This window comes from Streptomyces liliifuscus, from assembly GCF_016598615.1.
GTDB lineage: Bacteria > Actinomycetota > Actinomycetes > Streptomycetales > Streptomycetaceae > Streptomyces > Streptomyces liliifuscus.
In genome coordinates this window covers 2734112-2748413 of record NZ_CP066831.1, presented here as the reverse complement: position 1 = coordinate 2748413, position 14302 = coordinate 2734112, and the positions used below count along the sequence as shown (strand labels likewise).

The following is a 14302-nucleotide window of genomic DNA, read 5'->3' as shown; positions in this document are numbered from 1 at the left end:
CGGACACACCCGCACGGACACCGCACACACAGCCGCCCGGACAGGCCGTACAGCACCTGTCCGGGCGGAGGTTTGTCGGTGTCGGGTCGCCGTCGGGGATCAGCCGATCGGCGCGTACACCACACCCAGCTTGTCGATCTCGGCGCCCGAGCGGCCCGTGAAGCCGACGATCTGCCAACCGGCCGGAGCCGTGTACGTCACCGCGTCGGACGTGGCCGAACCGGCCGTCACCGTACGGGACTTGTCGGTGGTGAAGGCCGCCGAGAAGACCCGGGTCCGGCCGTCCTTCTGGCCCCGGGTGAGCTTGACCGAGGTGAGGTGCTCACCGGCGGCCAGGGTGAGCGAGGCGGCCGTACCGCCCGTGCCGCCATGGGTCAGGGCCGTACCGCCGTCGAGCGTGAGCGACACCGCGTCCAGGCGGGAGGCACCGCGCAGCGTCAGTGTGCGCGGCGAGGGCGTGGCCGGGAGCTCGTCCGAGTCGTTGAAGGCCGTGCCGTGCGGGCCGCCGAACGTGTCGCTCGCCCGCAGCTCGGCGGGCAGCGTCCACGAGAAGTCGACGGCGTGCGGGAAGTGGTCGGAGAGGTTGCCGCCCGCCGAGTCCAGGAACTTCGCCCAGTCGTTGTTGTAGCGGCTCGCGGACAGGTTCACCAGGTCGCTGCCCCGGTAGAGGACCTTGTCCACGACCTCGCAGTCGTTCGTGGGCGCGGTGGTGGGGCAGACGATCGCGTCGCTGCCCTGGGCCGGGGCGTTGCCGCCGCGCACCAGCTGGACCCACGCGTCGGTGAGGCCGTTCGCGGTCGACAGCAGGCGGATGTTGTCGCCCGCGCGGGTGTAGCGGGTGTTGGTGTCGCCCATGACGATCACCGCGTTGCCCGAGGAGTTGGCCGTGATGAAGGCCGAGAGCTGCTCGACGTTCTTGCGGCGGGCGGCGAGGGCGTCGTCCGTGGAGTCCGCGTTCGTGTGCACGTTGTAGAGGTCGACGAAGACGCCTTCCGCCAAGCGGACCCGCGCGAGCGAAAAGCCCTTGGGCGTAAGGCAGTTGGTGCCGGTGCAGTCGTTCCAGCGCACCCGCTCGAAGTCGTCGAACGCGTAGTCCGAGAGGGTGTTGAGGCCGTCGCCGAAGGGCACACCGCCACTGGTCGCCGTGCGGTACGGGTGGTTGTCGCCCGCGTACAGCGCTGCGTGGTAGTTGAAGTCCTCCTGCACGTTCACGATGTCGTACGCGCCGAGCCGCGGGGAGATCAGCGGGGTGTTCACCGCCGGGTTCCCGGAGCTCAGCCCCTCCGGAAGGCCCGCGACGTTGTACGTGAGGACGTTGAAGGAGCCGGAGGAGGGGGCGGCGGCCGCGGCGGGCGTCGAGGCGACGGCGGTGAGCCCGGCGAGGGCCAGCGCGCCGGCCATCAGGGAGCCGATGAGTCTTCTCATGGTGGGGGTGTCTCCAGTCGGAGGAAACAGGGAGGCGAACCGTGGGGATCAGGGGTGCTGCGGGTATCCGAGAAAAGTTGAACGCTGTTCAGGTTCAAGGTCAACCAGTGTGACGGACAAGGGCAGTTGGGGGAACAGTGGGGGACGAGGCGACCTGCCGTGTCGGTGTCGCCCTGCGATCACCCTGGTGTTGACCAAAGTTCATGTTTCGCATCGAGTCTCCATACGCGCGTCCGCACCGGCGGCGCCGGGCACAGGAGGCCGACATGGGGCACAGTCACGGACACGGGCACCACCACCATCACGACCACGACCACGGTCATGAGGGCGGTACGACGCTGCCCGCCGCCTTCGACACCTCAGTGCCCGACGAGGCCCTGACGCCCGACCAGCGCTCGCGCCGCTCCATGCTGCGCCGCGCGGGTCTGCTCGGCGCGGGTCTGGCGACCGCCGGAGTCCTCGGCGGCGCGACCGGCGGGACGGCCGCCGCCGCCCAGCCGGCGTCCGGCGGCTGGAGAAAGAAGGGCTTCCTCTGGCTGGCGGGCGACCACCACATCCACACGCAGTACAGCAGCGACGGCAAGTACCGCGTCGTCGACCAGGTCCGCCAGGGCGCCAAGCACGGCATGGACTGGCTGGTCATCACCGACCACGGCAGCGTCGCGCACGCCAAGATCGGTGTGGACAAGGTCAACCCGGACATCAAGGCGGCCCGTGACGCCTACGAGGACACCCTCGTCTTCCAGGGCCTGGAGTGGAACATCCCGGGCGCCGAGCACGGCACGGTCTTCGTGCACCCCGGCAAGAACGAGGTCTCCGTCCTCAAGCAGTTCGAGACCGACTACGACGGCAGCGTCAAGGGCGCCTCCGGCTCCTCGCCCGCCAACGAGGCGCTCGCCATCGCGGGTCTCGCCTTCCTCGGCGACCAGGTCAAGCGGCGCAAGGTCAAGGACGCGCTGATGCTCGCCAACCACCCGGCGCGGCGCGGTGTCGACTCGCCGCACGAGATCCGTGCCTGGCGCGACGCGACGCCCGCGAGCCACCAGATCGCCGTCGGCTTCGAGGGCGCGCCGGGCCACCAGGCGGCCGGTCTGCCCGCGCCCCTCGGCATGGGCCGGGCCCGCGGCATCTACGACAACAACCCGAGCGTCGACTCCTTCGCCGGCTACCCGCCGGAGAGCTACCGCACCTGGGGCGGCTTCGACTGGATGACCGCCACCGTCGGCGGCCTGTGGGACAGCCTGCTCGCCGAGGGCAAGGCCTGGTGGATCAGCGCCAACTCCGACTCGCACCAGGTCTACGCGGACACCGCGGCGCGCGGCGGCGGCGACTTCAACACCAACGGCCGTTACGACGACCCCGTTTACGCGGGCAAGATCGACATCACGCAGGGCGACTACTGGCCCGGCCAGTACAGCCGCACCCACGTCGGCTCCGACGGCTTCTCGTACGCCGCCGTCATGGACGGCATACGCGCGGGCCGTGTCTGGGTCGACCACGGCCAGCTCCTCAGCGGCCTCGACGTCCGCCTCTCCGGCGGCAGCCGCTGGGCCACCCTCGGCGGCGCCCTGCACGTCAAGAAGGGCACGAACGTCACCCTGACCGTGGACATCGCTCTTGCCGACGGCCCCAACTGGGCGGGCTTCACCCCGAAGTTGGCCCGCGTGGACGTCATCCAGGGTGACGTCACCGGCCCGGTCGCGGACAAGGACACCTTCACCGCGCCGACCGCCAAGGTCGTCAAGTCGTACGAAGTCAACAAGTCCACCGGCACGGCCCGGATCACGTACTCCCTCGGCCGCGTCGACCGCCCGCTCTACGTCCGCCTGCGCGGCTCCGACGGCAAGCGGTCCGCCGTCGGCTCGCGGGGCGCGGCCGTCGACCCCGCGGGCCCCGCGATCGACGTCGTCGGCGACGCCGACCCGTGGAACGACCTGTGGTTCTACTCGAACCCCGTGTGGGTCCTCCCCGCGTGAACCAGCATGTCATCACGGTCGACACCGACGTACGCGACCTGCGTGCGGCCGACCACCTGCTGCTGGCACTGGCAGCCGAACTCGCCCTCCCGGAGGGCGGGTTCGGCTGTACCCACCTGGTACGCGGGGAACGACCGCGGGTGGTGCTGTCGTTCACGACGGCGTCCCCCGAGGCCGCCCGCGGGCTCACGGTCAAGGGGTACGAGGTGACGACCGGCGCGCCCGACGAGGTGGGCCGGGCCGTCGTGTACCCCGGGTCGGCCGCCCTGACCGGCACGGTGACGGTCGCGGAGCTGCTGTCCGGCTCCGCGATCGACCGTGTCACGGTGTTGGGGGCGGCGGGTGAACCCCCGCCGGACCAGAGGGTGGTGACGAGGGATCACGTCCGCCCGCAGTGGCAGGACGGCGAACTCGTCCTGACCCTGATGCCCGCGGTGGGAGGGGTACTGGTCCCGTTCGAGGTCCCGGACCCTACGCCGTGCTGCGCGGACCACTGACCGACGCGACGAAGTCGCCCCAGGCGGTGGGGGAGAGAGCGAGCTGGGGCCCGCGGGTGTTCTTGGAGTCGCGGACGTGGACGGCGGTGAGGGAGGCGGCGACTTCGACGCAGTCGCCAGAGCTGTCGCCGCTGTAGCTGCTCTTGACCCAGGCCAGCTCGGTGGTGCTCATAGTGCTCCTCGCGTCCGCTCCAGCAGGCTCCGGGAATCGTCCGGGGTGAGAGCCTGTGAACGCAGTTTCGCATAGCGCATGTGGAGGACACTGACCGTTTTCGGACTGACGATGAGCTGGCCACTCTCCTGCCCCTCGCAGTAGCCGAACCAGTCGTTGTCGCTGGTCTCCAGCAGCTGGATGGGGCCGTTCAGACCGGCATGAATATGACGTGTCTCCGGCATCAACTGCAGCTCTACGTTGCGCAGTTCCGTTACCGCCAGGAGGTGATCGATCAGCTCGCGCGTGACATCCGTACCCCCGGTCCCGCGCTTGACGATGTGCTCCTCGACGATGAAGCTGAACGCCGTGTTGGGCATCTCGGTCAACAGTCGCTGGCGGTCCGCGCGGGCGGCGAGCTGGGCCTCGATCTGCGCGTCGGTCAGCACCGGCAACCGCGCGTTGAACAAGGTGCGTGCGTACGCCTCCGTCTGGAGAAGGCCCGGCACCAGCCGGTTCTCGAACGTGTAGAGGCTGATCGCCTGCTCCTCAAGGTCCGCCCATTTGCGGAACCAAGAAGCCAAGCCAGGCTCGCGCGTGGCGTACTTGGCGGCCGCCCGCAGCACCCCGAACGCGTCCAGTACCTCCTCCGCCCGCTCCACATACACCCGCGGCGGTAACCGCCGCCCCTGCTCGATCGACGCCACCGTCGACGGCTGGTACCGCACCAGCGGTGCGAACTCCTCCTGCGTCAGACCCGCCCGCTTGCGGAAAGCCTTGTGGACCAGCCCGAACGTCTTCAAACTGTCCGACGGCTCGGGCTCGTTCGTCGTGCTGTTGGTCATTCCGTCATGGTCACGGAACGTCACCCGTACTGTCCACAACGTGAACTCGTACGGCGTGCGGCGTACGAGTGGCGGAGCTGGTCGACGCCCCCTCGCCCCGGGACCGTTGACCCATGCGAGGAGACATCCGGGTCCAAGTGCCCGACACCGTACGTACGTTCACGCAGCTTTTCAGCTGCACCCCGCGAGGGGCCCGGCTCGCGCGGCGGCTGGTCGCGAACCGGATGGACGTGTGGGGCTTCGCCTACGACAGCGAGGTGAGCGAGTCCGTGACGCTGGTCGTGGCCGAGCTCGCGGCGAACGCGGTGCGGCACGGGCGGGTGAGGGGCCGCGACTTCCGCGTACGGCTGGTGCTGCGGGACGAGGCGGACGTCGTACGCGTGGAGGTGGCCGACGGGCGGACCGAGCGGCGGCCGGTGCTCCAGGAGCCGTCGGACGAGAGCGGGCGCGGGCTGCTGATCGTGGCCGCGCTGGCCGAGAAGTGGGGAACGGACCTGTGCCTGGGCGGGACGTACAAGGTCGTGTGGGCGGAGGTCCTGGTGCCGGGCCGGTGGCGCCGGTGACGGAGCAGTCGGCTGGAACTGTGGTGAGGGTCCCAGCCGACGTCGCTCCCCCACGAAGAAGGTACGGAAGCGGTGGCGCGGTGAGTCTCCAATTCCTGCCCGGACCGTCTCCGATTCGTGCACGGAAACCGGGTAACTCTCAAGTGGGTCAATCGATATACCGATAAATGCCCGGGCAAGTCAGGGAGCGGTTCCATGAGCGGTGGCGCCTTACGCGTACACCAGGCCACTGTCGGCGAGTTGGAGAGGGCCGCGTCCACGGTCCTCGCGCCACTCGCGGTGACGGCACCAAGAGCGTCCGCAGGGGCGGGAGTTGGCTCGGGAGTCGGCACAGGAGTCGAGGCGGGCGCGTTCCGGGCCGACATCGACGCGGCGGCGGTCGGGCGTGCGGCGGTGGCGCGGATCCGGGGCTCGGGGCATCTGGTCCAGCGGTCGGCGCGGGCGATCTCGTCCACCGACCCGGAGCTGCTGAAGATCACGCTGCACAGGTCGGCCGAGCCCGCGGCGGCCGACCAGGGCGGCACCCAATCCCGGGCGCACAGCGGCGACTTCGTGGTCTTCGACATGACACGCCCGTACCGATTAGCCGTCGCCGACGGCTGTGACGTCATGGCCGTCGGCATCTCGCGCACCGAACTGGGGCGGCACGCCGACACCGTGGCCGCCCGGGCGGCCCGTCGCCTGCCCGCCGACACCGGTGCGCAGGCCGTGCTCGCCGCGTTCCTCCAGGGGCTGGGCCGCCACCTCGACGAACTGGCGGGGCCGGCCCAGGCCCACGCGGGGGACGCCCTGGTGTCCCTCCTCCTCGCGGCCTTCACGGAGACCGAGCCGGGCCGGATGGACACGGCCACCGAACTGGTCGACCGCATCCGCGTCTATGTGCTGGCGAACCTCTCCGACCCGTCCCTGTGCGTCGACTCGGTCGCGGTGGCCCACGGCATCTCGGCCCGCCAGCTCCACCGACTGTTCCACCGCACCGGCGCCCCCTTCGCGGCCTGGCTGCGCGGCGAACGACTCGCCCGCGTCCGCCGCGACCTCCTCGACCCCGCCCAGGACGGCCGTACGACAGCCGCCGTAGCCGCCCGCTGGGGCCTCCACGACCCACGCCACCTGTCCCGAGCCCTCAAGTCCCAGTACGGCACGACGGCCCGCGACCTACGACGGGAGCGGTGACCCGCGATCTGGTGACCCGCGATCTGGGGTCCGTCGCTCATCGAGACCCGCACCCTCAGTTCTCGAGCAGCTTTCGAGCAGCTTTCGAGCGGCGGAAGCGGCTCCCTAGCCGGATGTCCCGTCGCGCTCGCTTCCCTGGGCGAGGCGCCGGCGTTGTCCTTCGTGGATGTCGTCGACCCACTCCCAGCCGGGCTTGGCCGATGGGCCGAGCCGCGGGTCGCTGGGAGCACGGCCGTCACGCAGGGCGTGCACGTACGCTCGATCCTGGTCGATCCGTGTGCGTACCTCATCGGCTCTGGCGATGGATCCGTGACCGGGGATGAGGACATCGACGTCGTCCGCCACGCCCTCGATCAGACTCAGCCCGACGAGGTAGTTCTCAATGGGATTCGTGGTGTCGTCGAGCATCGGAATGAGGACATCGGACAACATGTCGCCGGCGGCGAGAACCCCGCGTTCCTCGATCAGCAGCGCCGCATGGCCCGGGGCGTGAGCCGGATGCTCAATGATCCGGACCTTGGGGCCGTCCCAGGGAATGTGCGCGGTATCAGCGGGCAGCCCCGTAATGAGGCCGAACAGGTCCAGCGGAGTTTCCTCGGCGATTTCCGGCGGCAGCGCCTCAGCGGCGCGGGCCCTCCAGTCCGCGTTCGACAGCAGGTCTTCCATATACGCCGCGCAGCGGGCCGTACCGTAACGAGGCGCTTCGCCGAGTTCGGCATGCCAGAGCACGTGATCCCAATCAGGATGCGTCGAGAATCCCGCTGCAACGGGCTGACCCAGCTCACGAAGGTCGTTCGCCAGACAGGCCATTTCATCGCCGGTAATCCCGGCGTCGATGAGCAGTACGCCGTCCCTGCCCAGCACGACAGCGGTGTTGTTCTGGATCAGCTCACTCTGATGGACCAGCACACCTTCGGCGACCTGCTTCAGCATGAGGATCCTCCGGCTTCTGGTCTGGGCAGCATCCTCCCAGATCTCCTGCGCCGTGTCCTCGTCGAGGATCCTAGATCGAGCAGCCGTTCGGGCCGGGTACGCCGTCGATCCAGTTGCTGTTGTTCTCGACGTAGTAGCTGGAAATGATTCCGTACTTGTCCCAGCCCCGCGGCGAGACCATCACCCAGTACGGGTTGCCGCCAACCGTCTGGCCCGGGATCTGGCAGTACACCAGCACCTCGTCCCACGAGTTGATCTGACCGATGACGCTGGGGCAGTTCGAGGTGCTCGGTGAGGTGGCGCAGTTGCCCTCGTTGATGTCGCGGACGTTGACCCCGTCCGCCCACACGCCGTACCAGCCACGGCCGTGCCCGTCGGCCGCGGCGCTCTGAGCGGTGGTGACCATGAGGGCGAATGCTCCGGCGGCGGCGAGTGCCGCGGTCATCTTGCGCATGACGTTCCTTTCGATGCCCTGGCGGGTCGGCCCGCGGGAGGGTTCCCGTACTCGTCGCCCCGCACTGTAGGCAGGTCCGGGAGGCCGTGGTCCCTGACATCTGTCAGGGACCACGGCCTTGGAACAGGAGCAATGCTTGGCCACTTGGAAGCGGCCGGCCGGCAACAGCCGCCCGGCAGTTACTGAGACGGAGGAAGCTTTGAAGGCACGGTTCCGCAAGAAGGCCGGCGTGGGCGTAGCGGCACTGCTGATGACGGCGGGCATGGGTGTGGCCTCGGCACCACCGGCGTCGGCCGCTCCGGCGGACTGTCCCAGGGGATACGTCTGCGTGTGGAACAACGACGTGGCGTGGGGTGCGCCGACGTGGATGTCGCAGGGCAACCTGTACAACCTGCACTCGGAACACGGGATGTACATCCTCAACAACGGCGTGCGCTTCCCGGGCGCGGACCACATCCGCTTCAACCTCACCGCCCAGGCGGGCGGGAACTTCCAGGGGTGCCTGCACTACCCGAACGACCCCAACGTCGACATCTTCCTGGGCCCCGTCACCCTGCACAGCGCGGAGTGGGGCCCCGAATGCTGAGCTGATGCCGGCCCTCGGGCGACGCGGTCCCGAGCGGCCCTTTGCACAGGTCACGGGGGTGCCTGTGCCTGGGCCGCCAGGGGCCGCGTCACTCACGGCAGGACACCGGGGCTGATGCGGTCGGTCAGCCGTTCACACCCGTGTAGTGCCCAAGGCTCCACCTCCACAGCAGCCGCGACCCCAGATAGGCCGCGGCGCCGAGCAGGGGTGACACGGCCGCAAGCCAGTACGGGACAGCGGTGTCGTGCCCGGTCAGTACCGCCGCCGGGAAGTACGCGACGAACGCCAGCGGCAGGCCGAACGTGAGGAAGCCGCCCACCGCCTTGGGCAGCACGTTCAGCGGATAGCTGCCGAAGGTGCCCAGCAGCTCCTCCAGCCAGCGGCCCCAGTAGTCGGCGGCCGGGTAGCGCAGCGACGCGCACGCGACCACCGTGAACAGGGCGGCCTCAAGCAGCATTCCGCCGAGGACGCAGACGATCAGATAGGTGATCCGAGTCGCCGTCCAGTCCAGGTCGCTGCGGCTCAGGGCGCCCGCCATCAGGCCCGCCGCCACGGTCAGGTCACCGATCGCGTTCGTGGGGAAGAAGGACAGCTGGAGCTGGCGGTGGACAGGCATCGGGCGGACCAGATACGTGTCGATCACCCCCTCCTGGATGTGCCGGGCCAGCCCGTGCACCCGCCCCAGGAACAGCACGAACAGTCCGTGCGCCAGCATCCGCGTCGCCGGGATCAGCAGCACGTCCGAGCTGTCCCAGCCGCCCATCCCGCTGAACCGGGTGAGCAGCACGGTCGCGAACACGATCACCGACACCTGCCAGATCGCACCGATCGCGATCATCATCAGGAACTCGGAGCGATACTCCAGCTGGGCACGGAAGTTGAGCCGGGTGATGCGCCAGACGACGCGAAGAGCCTTGGTCGACATGTCAGCCTCCCTGCGAGATCACGCGCCGGGCGGCCCGCCGCCACAGCAGCCGGGTGAGCAGGGCGAGGGCCACCACCCAGGCGGCCTGGACGGCCAACTGCGGTCCTGCGTCGGACAGTTCGATGCGTCCGACGTACAGCGACAGCGGCACGCTCAGCGTCGCCTGGAACGGCAGGAAGCCGCTCATGGTGATGAACCAGTCCGGGAAGAACCACAGCGGCGCGTACACCCCGGACAGCAGGTTCTGCGCGAAGATCAGGATCAGCATCGCCGCGCCGTTGCGGAGCGTCCAGAAGCACAGCTGGTCGATGGCGAGCATCACGTAGTAGAGAACCCACTGCCCAAGGAACGCGCTGACCGCGAATACCCCGGCAACAGCAGCCGACTTGGGTGGCTCCACGACCCCGGCGGCCAGACAGATCACGTATCCGGCGAGCACCCACACCAGCCCGTACAACTGCTCACCGAGGGCCCGCAGCGCGTAGTAGCGCTGCGGCGGGAGCGGGCGCAGGTACCAGTAGATGATCGTGCCGAAGTGCATGTGCTGGAGCACGGTGTCCCGGCCCGCGTACTGGTCCAACTCCCTTATCCGGGTGGCCAGTACGGCCAGTACGGCATACGTGACCGCCTGGTCCTTGGTCAGACCGGCCGTCGTGCCCGTGGCCGCGTACAGGCCGTGCCACAGTGACGCGACCAGCACCACCTGCACGGTGAGCCGGAGCAGCGCGGCGGTCATCCGCGGCGGGGTGTGGAGTTCGCCGAGCGGGGTCACGCGGGCGGCCCGCCAGCCCTGGAGGACGGCCATGGTCACTCGCCCCCCGCCTGGACGTACGCGGCACGCATCACGTCCTCCAGGTCGGCCTCGTCCAGCGCGATGTCGGTCACCTCGTACCGCTCGATGACCTGCTTCAGCGCCTGGTGCATGGCCGGAGCCGTGGGCCCGTCGGGCCCGAACACCACCTGCGGGCCCTCGTGGCGCACCAGCACCATTCCGGGCAGCGCCTCGACGGGCGTGTGCGGGTCGGCGAGGGTGACCCGCACCTGCCAGGTCGAGCCGAACTTCCGCCGGATCTCGTCCAGCGTGCCGTCCAGGACGAGCCGCCCGTGGTTGATCAGGACGACCCGCTCGGCGAGCCGCTCGACCTCCGTCATGTCGTGCGTGGTGAGCAGCACCGTCCGCCCGCGCTCCTCCACCTGGTACCGGAGGAACTCACGGACCTGTTCCTTGACCACCACGTCCATGCCGATGGTCGGCTCGTCCAGGAACACCACCCGCGGATCGTGCAGCAGCGCCGCGGCCAGGTCGGAGCGCACGCGCTGGCCCAGCGAGAGGTGCCGCACCCGGGTGTCCCAGAAGGAGGACAGGTCGAGCAGCTCGTCGAACTCCCGCAGTCTCGTGCGGTGTTCGGCCTCGGGAACGTCATAGATGTCGCGCAGGATCGCGAAGGACTCCCGCACCGGCAGGTCCCACCACAGCTGGGTGCGCTGCCCGAAGACCGCTCCGATGTTGCGCGCGTTGCGCTCGCGCTCCTGGTACGGGACCACGCCCGCGACCCGTGCCTCGCCGGACGTGGGGGTGAGGATGCCGGTGAGCATCTTGATCGTGGTGGACTTCCCCGCGCCGTTCGGCCCGAGCAGGGCGAGGAGTTCACCGGGGGCGACGTCGAAGGTGATGTCGGAGACGGCGTCCTTGGCGACCCGCTCCGGATTGACGAGAGACCTGACGGCGCCCATGAAACCGGGGCGGCGCACGGTGGTGTGGAAGGTCCGGGACAGACCACGGACCTCGATGGAACCGATCACGCGAGGAACCTCCGGGGGAGCGGCGGGCACACGAACACGGCCGTCCGGCTGGGGAGCCGGACGGCCATGTGACCGGTAACAGTGTCAGTCGTCGACCGTTGAGAACACAAAGGAGAATTCAGCCGGTCGAACCCGCAGCCGGTACTGCGGCAGCACGCCGGGACCGCACGACTGCGAGCCGATGCCCTGCTGACCGTGGTCGAGGTTGACCCACACGGTGTCGCCCGGCGTGAGGTCGGTCAGGTGCCGGGCCGCGTCCAGCTGCTCGGTCGTCCACTGCCGCGCGGTGAACCAGAACTCCGGGTCGCCCTCGATCCGCAGATATCCGACCTCGGCCCAGCGGACGTCGGCGCGGGCGCCGTTCTCCTGCGGGCGCACGTACGGTGTCTGCAGGTCCTCGACGCTCGTGTGCCACTGGAGCGTCTTCGCCGCGGCCCCGGTGTCCGGGTACGCCTCGCCACCACTGCCGAACCACGTCACGTTCTCCTCGAACGACGCCGGCAGCCCCAGCCGGATGCCGAGCCTGGGCAGCGGCACCGTCCAGTCGCCCTCGGGAGTGACCGAGACGGTCAGGCGCAGTCGTGTCCCGTCGGACGTCCACCGGTACACGGTGCGCAGGCCCACGTCCCGGGCGGCCGGTGCCACCCGGGTCCGCACGGTCAGCGCGTCGTCCGTCAACTCCACCGCGTCCAGCCGGTGTTGCATGCGGTGCAGGCCCAGCTTGCGCCACTCCACGCCGTTGCGGACGTCGTCCTGCCAGGACGCGCCGTCGTCGTTGTCGGTGGTGGCGCGCCACACGTCCAGGCGCAGGCCGGTGACGTCCGTCGTGCCGATGGTCCGCAGCACCCCGGTGCGGGCGTCGAAGGAGGCCGGGCCGAGGGTGATCCGGTCGCTGTCGGCCGCTGGCCGCGTGCCGGTGGCCGCCGGAAGGGGCCCACGCGGCGTGACGGTCTGCTGCGCCCACGCCACCTCGTGGCCGCGGCCGGCCCAGGGGGTGTCCTCGGCGAGCAGCGCGCGGACCGTCCACTGGACCTCCTCGCCCTGACCGTCGGGCGCGGTCGCGGGCAGCTTGACCTCGGCCGACTCCCCTGGTCCGAGCGACGGCACGGTGAGCCAGTGCGCACCTGTGGGAAATCCGTCCACCTGGTACGAGAACTCGAACTCCAGATGCGAGAGGTCGGCGAAGTCGTACGCGTTCGTCACCCGCACCGTGCCGCTCGCGTCCCCGCCCTCGATCCGGACCGGCTCGATCACCTTCTTGTACTCGACGAGCCCCGGCGAGGGCCTGCGGTCCGGGAAGAGCAGCCCGTCGCAGACGAAGTTCCCGTCGTGCAATTCCTCCCCGAAGTCACCGCCGTACGCGAAGCCGAACCGCTCGTCCTTGACGCCGTGGTCGATCCACTCCCAGATGAAGCCGCCCTGGATCCGGTCGTGCGCCTCGAAGATCCGCTGGTAGTCCGCGAGCCCGCCCGGTCCGTTGCCCATCGCGTGCCCGTACTCGCACTGGATGAAGGGGAGTTGGCGCCGCTTGAGCGGCCCGCCGTCCAGGCCCCGGCCGATCCGCTCGACCTCGGCATGATCCGCGTACATCCGCGAATACATGTCCGTGTCGCGGCAGTTCCAGTCGCCCTCGTAGTGGATCAGCCGTGAGCGGTCCCGGCCACGGATCCACTCGGCCATCGCGGTCAGTCCGCGCCCGGTGCCCGCCTCGTTGCCCAGCGACCAGACGACGATCGACGGGTGGTTCTTGTCGCGCTCGACCATGCGGGACGCCCGGTCCAGGAGCGCCGGCGTCCAGCGGTCGTCGTCCACCGGGTTGTCCCGCCAACCCTGCTCGGTGAAGCCGTGGGTCTCCAGGTCGCACTCGTCGATGACCCACAGCCCGTACTCGTCGCACAGGTCGAGGAAGGCCGGGTGCGGCGGATAGTGGGAGGTGCGCACGGCGTTGATGTTGTGCCGCTTCATCAGCAGCACGTCCTCGCGCATGGTCTCCGGATCGAGGGCGCGGCCCGTCTCGGGATGCCACTCGTGCCGGTTGACACCCTTGAACAGGACGGCCGTGCCGTTCACCTTGATCAGGCCGTCCGCCAGCACGACCGTACGGAAACCGATCCTGAGCGGCACCCGCTCGCCCTCGGTGACCAGCGTCCCGTCGTACAGCCGCGGCGTCTCGGCGGTCCACGGACGGACCGGCACGGTCACGGACTCGCCCGTCGCGACATCGATGTCGAGCTCGGGCACCGAGACCCGCCCGTCGACGTCGGAGTCGACGCGCAGGGTCCCGGTGCCTTCGAGATGGTCGTACGAGGCGTGCACGAAGAAGTCGAGCGCGCTGCCCGCCGGCCGGTGCAGCAGTGTGACGTCCCGGAAGATGCCGGGCAGCCACCACTGGTCCTGGTCCTCCAGGTAGGAGCCCGCCGACCACTGGTGGACGCGGACGGCGAGCACGTTCCCCGACTCCTTCAGGAGGTGCCCGACCGCGAACTCGTGCGCCAGCCGGGACCCCTTGAACTCACCGATGTCCGTACCGTTCAGCCACACCCGCGCGCACGACTCCACCCCGTCGAAACGGAGCACGGCCCCACCGCCGGCGGGCCAGCCGTCCGGCAGGTCGAAGGTCCGCAGATGGTCGCCGGTCGGGTTCTGAGTCGGCACCCGCGGCGGATCCACCGGGAACGGATAGCGGTGGTTGGTGTAGATCGGCGCCCCGAAGTCCCCGTCTCCCTGGAGGACCCAGTGCCCGGGGACCCGCACCTCGGGCCAGCCCCCGGAGTCGAATCCCTCGGCGGCGAACGATTCGTCCTCGGCATCAGCAGTCGCCGAGAGCCGGAAACGCCAACTGCCGTTCAGGGAAAGGGAATCGGCGTCCGAGGAGGCGTACCACGCCCGGGGCGGCAGCGCGCCGCTCCCGGGCGAGACGTCCTCGACATGGCCGACATCGACGGAATGGGTGGTGCGCAAAGACATCGGT

Annotated in this window: 14 protein-coding genes; 5 read left to right on the top strand and 9 right to left on the bottom strand. The window is 69.7% G+C overall.

Going from position 1 to position 14302, the window contains the following annotated elements; translation table 11 throughout:
- Positions 1–99: 99 nt before the first annotated feature.
- Positions 100–1425, bottom strand: coding sequence for a jacalin-like lectin (locus JEQ17_RS11635; RefSeq protein ID WP_200395186.1), 1326 nt, complete (start codon positions 1423–1425; stop codon positions 100–102).
- A gap of 266 nt (positions 1426–1691) precedes the next feature.
- On the opposite strand from JEQ17_RS11635, the gene JEQ17_RS11630 reads away from it, so the two are divergent.
- Both JEQ17_RS11630 and JEQ17_RS11625 read left to right on the top strand, forming a co-directional pair.
- Positions 1692–3401 carry a PHP domain-containing protein gene (locus JEQ17_RS11630; RefSeq protein ID WP_200395185.1) on the top strand — a complete coding sequence of 570 codons (1710 nt, stop codon included), beginning with the start codon at positions 1692–1694 and terminating at the stop codon, positions 3399–3401.
- Positions 3398–3898 carry a hypothetical protein gene (locus tag JEQ17_RS11625; protein ID WP_200395184.1) on the top strand — a complete coding sequence of 167 codons (501 nt, stop codon included), beginning with the start codon at positions 3398–3400 and terminating at the stop codon, positions 3896–3898. The genes JEQ17_RS11630 and JEQ17_RS11625 overlap by 4 nt, the downstream gene beginning before the upstream one ends.
- On the opposite strand, the gene JEQ17_RS11620 is transcribed toward JEQ17_RS11625, so the two are convergent.
- Together JEQ17_RS11620 and JEQ17_RS11615 are read right to left on the bottom strand one after the other, a co-directional pair.
- Positions 3873–4070 (bottom strand): DUF397 domain-containing protein, encoded by a 198-nt coding sequence (locus tag JEQ17_RS11620; RefSeq protein WP_200395183.1) that lies wholly within the window; start codon positions 4068–4070, stop codon positions 3873–3875. The genes JEQ17_RS11625 and JEQ17_RS11620 overlap by 26 nt on opposite strands.
- Positions 4067–4894: a helix-turn-helix domain-containing protein gene (locus JEQ17_RS11615; protein WP_200395182.1), complete on the bottom strand. Its 828-nt coding sequence runs from the start codon at positions 4892–4894 to the stop codon at positions 4067–4069. Before JEQ17_RS11615 ends, JEQ17_RS11620 begins: the two co-directional genes overlap by 4 nt.
- Before the next feature lie 113 nt (positions 4895–5007).
- Between JEQ17_RS11615 and JEQ17_RS11610 the strand changes: the two genes are divergently transcribed.
- Both JEQ17_RS11610 and JEQ17_RS50480 read left to right on the top strand, forming a co-directional pair.
- A complete protein-coding gene (locus tag JEQ17_RS11610) occupies positions 5008–5457 on the top strand; it encodes an ATP-binding protein (RefSeq protein WP_200395181.1) in 450 nt (149 codons plus the stop codon).
- 195 nt (positions 5458–5652) lie between these two features.
- Positions 5653–6630 (top strand): AraC-like ligand-binding domain-containing protein, encoded by a 978-nt coding sequence (locus tag JEQ17_RS50480; protein ID WP_200395180.1) that lies wholly within the window; start codon positions 5653–5655, stop codon positions 6628–6630.
- Between the two features lie 105 nt (positions 6631–6735).
- Here JEQ17_RS50480 and JEQ17_RS11600 read toward each other — a convergent pair whose 3' ends face one another.
- On the bottom strand, positions 6736–7563 hold the full coding sequence (locus JEQ17_RS11600) for an MBL fold metallo-hydrolase (RefSeq protein ID WP_200395178.1): 828 nt from the start codon (positions 7561–7563) through the stop codon (positions 6736–6738).
- Between the two features lie 70 nt (positions 7564–7633).
- Positions 7634–8017, bottom strand: a complete 384-nt coding sequence (locus JEQ17_RS11595; RefSeq protein ID WP_200395176.1) for a hypothetical protein — start codon at positions 8015–8017, stop codon at positions 7634–7636.
- A 199-nt stretch (positions 8018–8216) separates the two neighbouring features.
- Between JEQ17_RS11595 and JEQ17_RS11590 the strand changes: the two genes are divergently transcribed.
- A complete protein-coding gene (locus JEQ17_RS11590) occupies positions 8217–8603 on the top strand; it encodes a peptidase inhibitor family I36 protein (RefSeq protein WP_200395175.1) in 387 nt (128 codons plus the stop codon).
- Positions 8604–8727: 124 nt separating this feature from the next.
- Here the strand turns inward: JEQ17_RS11590 and JEQ17_RS11585 are convergent, their stop codons facing one another.
- The 4 genes from JEQ17_RS11585 to JEQ17_RS11570 all read right to left on the bottom strand — a co-directional run bounded on the left by JEQ17_RS11585 (position 8728) and on the right by JEQ17_RS11570 (position 14298).
- Entirely contained in the window at positions 8728–9528 is an 801-nt protein-coding gene (locus JEQ17_RS11585) for an ABC transporter permease (RefSeq protein WP_200395174.1), read from the bottom strand.
- A gap of 1 nt (position 9529) precedes the next feature.
- Positions 9530–10333, bottom strand: a complete 804-nt coding sequence (locus tag JEQ17_RS11580; RefSeq protein ID WP_200395173.1) for an ABC-2 family transporter protein — start codon at positions 10331–10333, stop codon at positions 9530–9532.
- A 2-nt stretch (positions 10334–10335) separates the two neighbouring features.
- Positions 10336–11331: an ABC transporter ATP-binding protein gene (locus JEQ17_RS11575; protein ID WP_200395172.1), complete on the bottom strand. Its 996-nt coding sequence runs from the start codon at positions 11329–11331 to the stop codon at positions 10336–10338.
- An 84-nt stretch (positions 11332–11415) separates the two neighbouring features.
- Positions 11416–14298, bottom strand: coding sequence for a glycoside hydrolase family 2 TIM barrel-domain containing protein (locus JEQ17_RS11570; protein WP_200395171.1), 2883 nt, complete (start codon positions 14296–14298; stop codon positions 11416–11418).
- Positions 14299–14302: the final 4 nt, after the last annotated feature.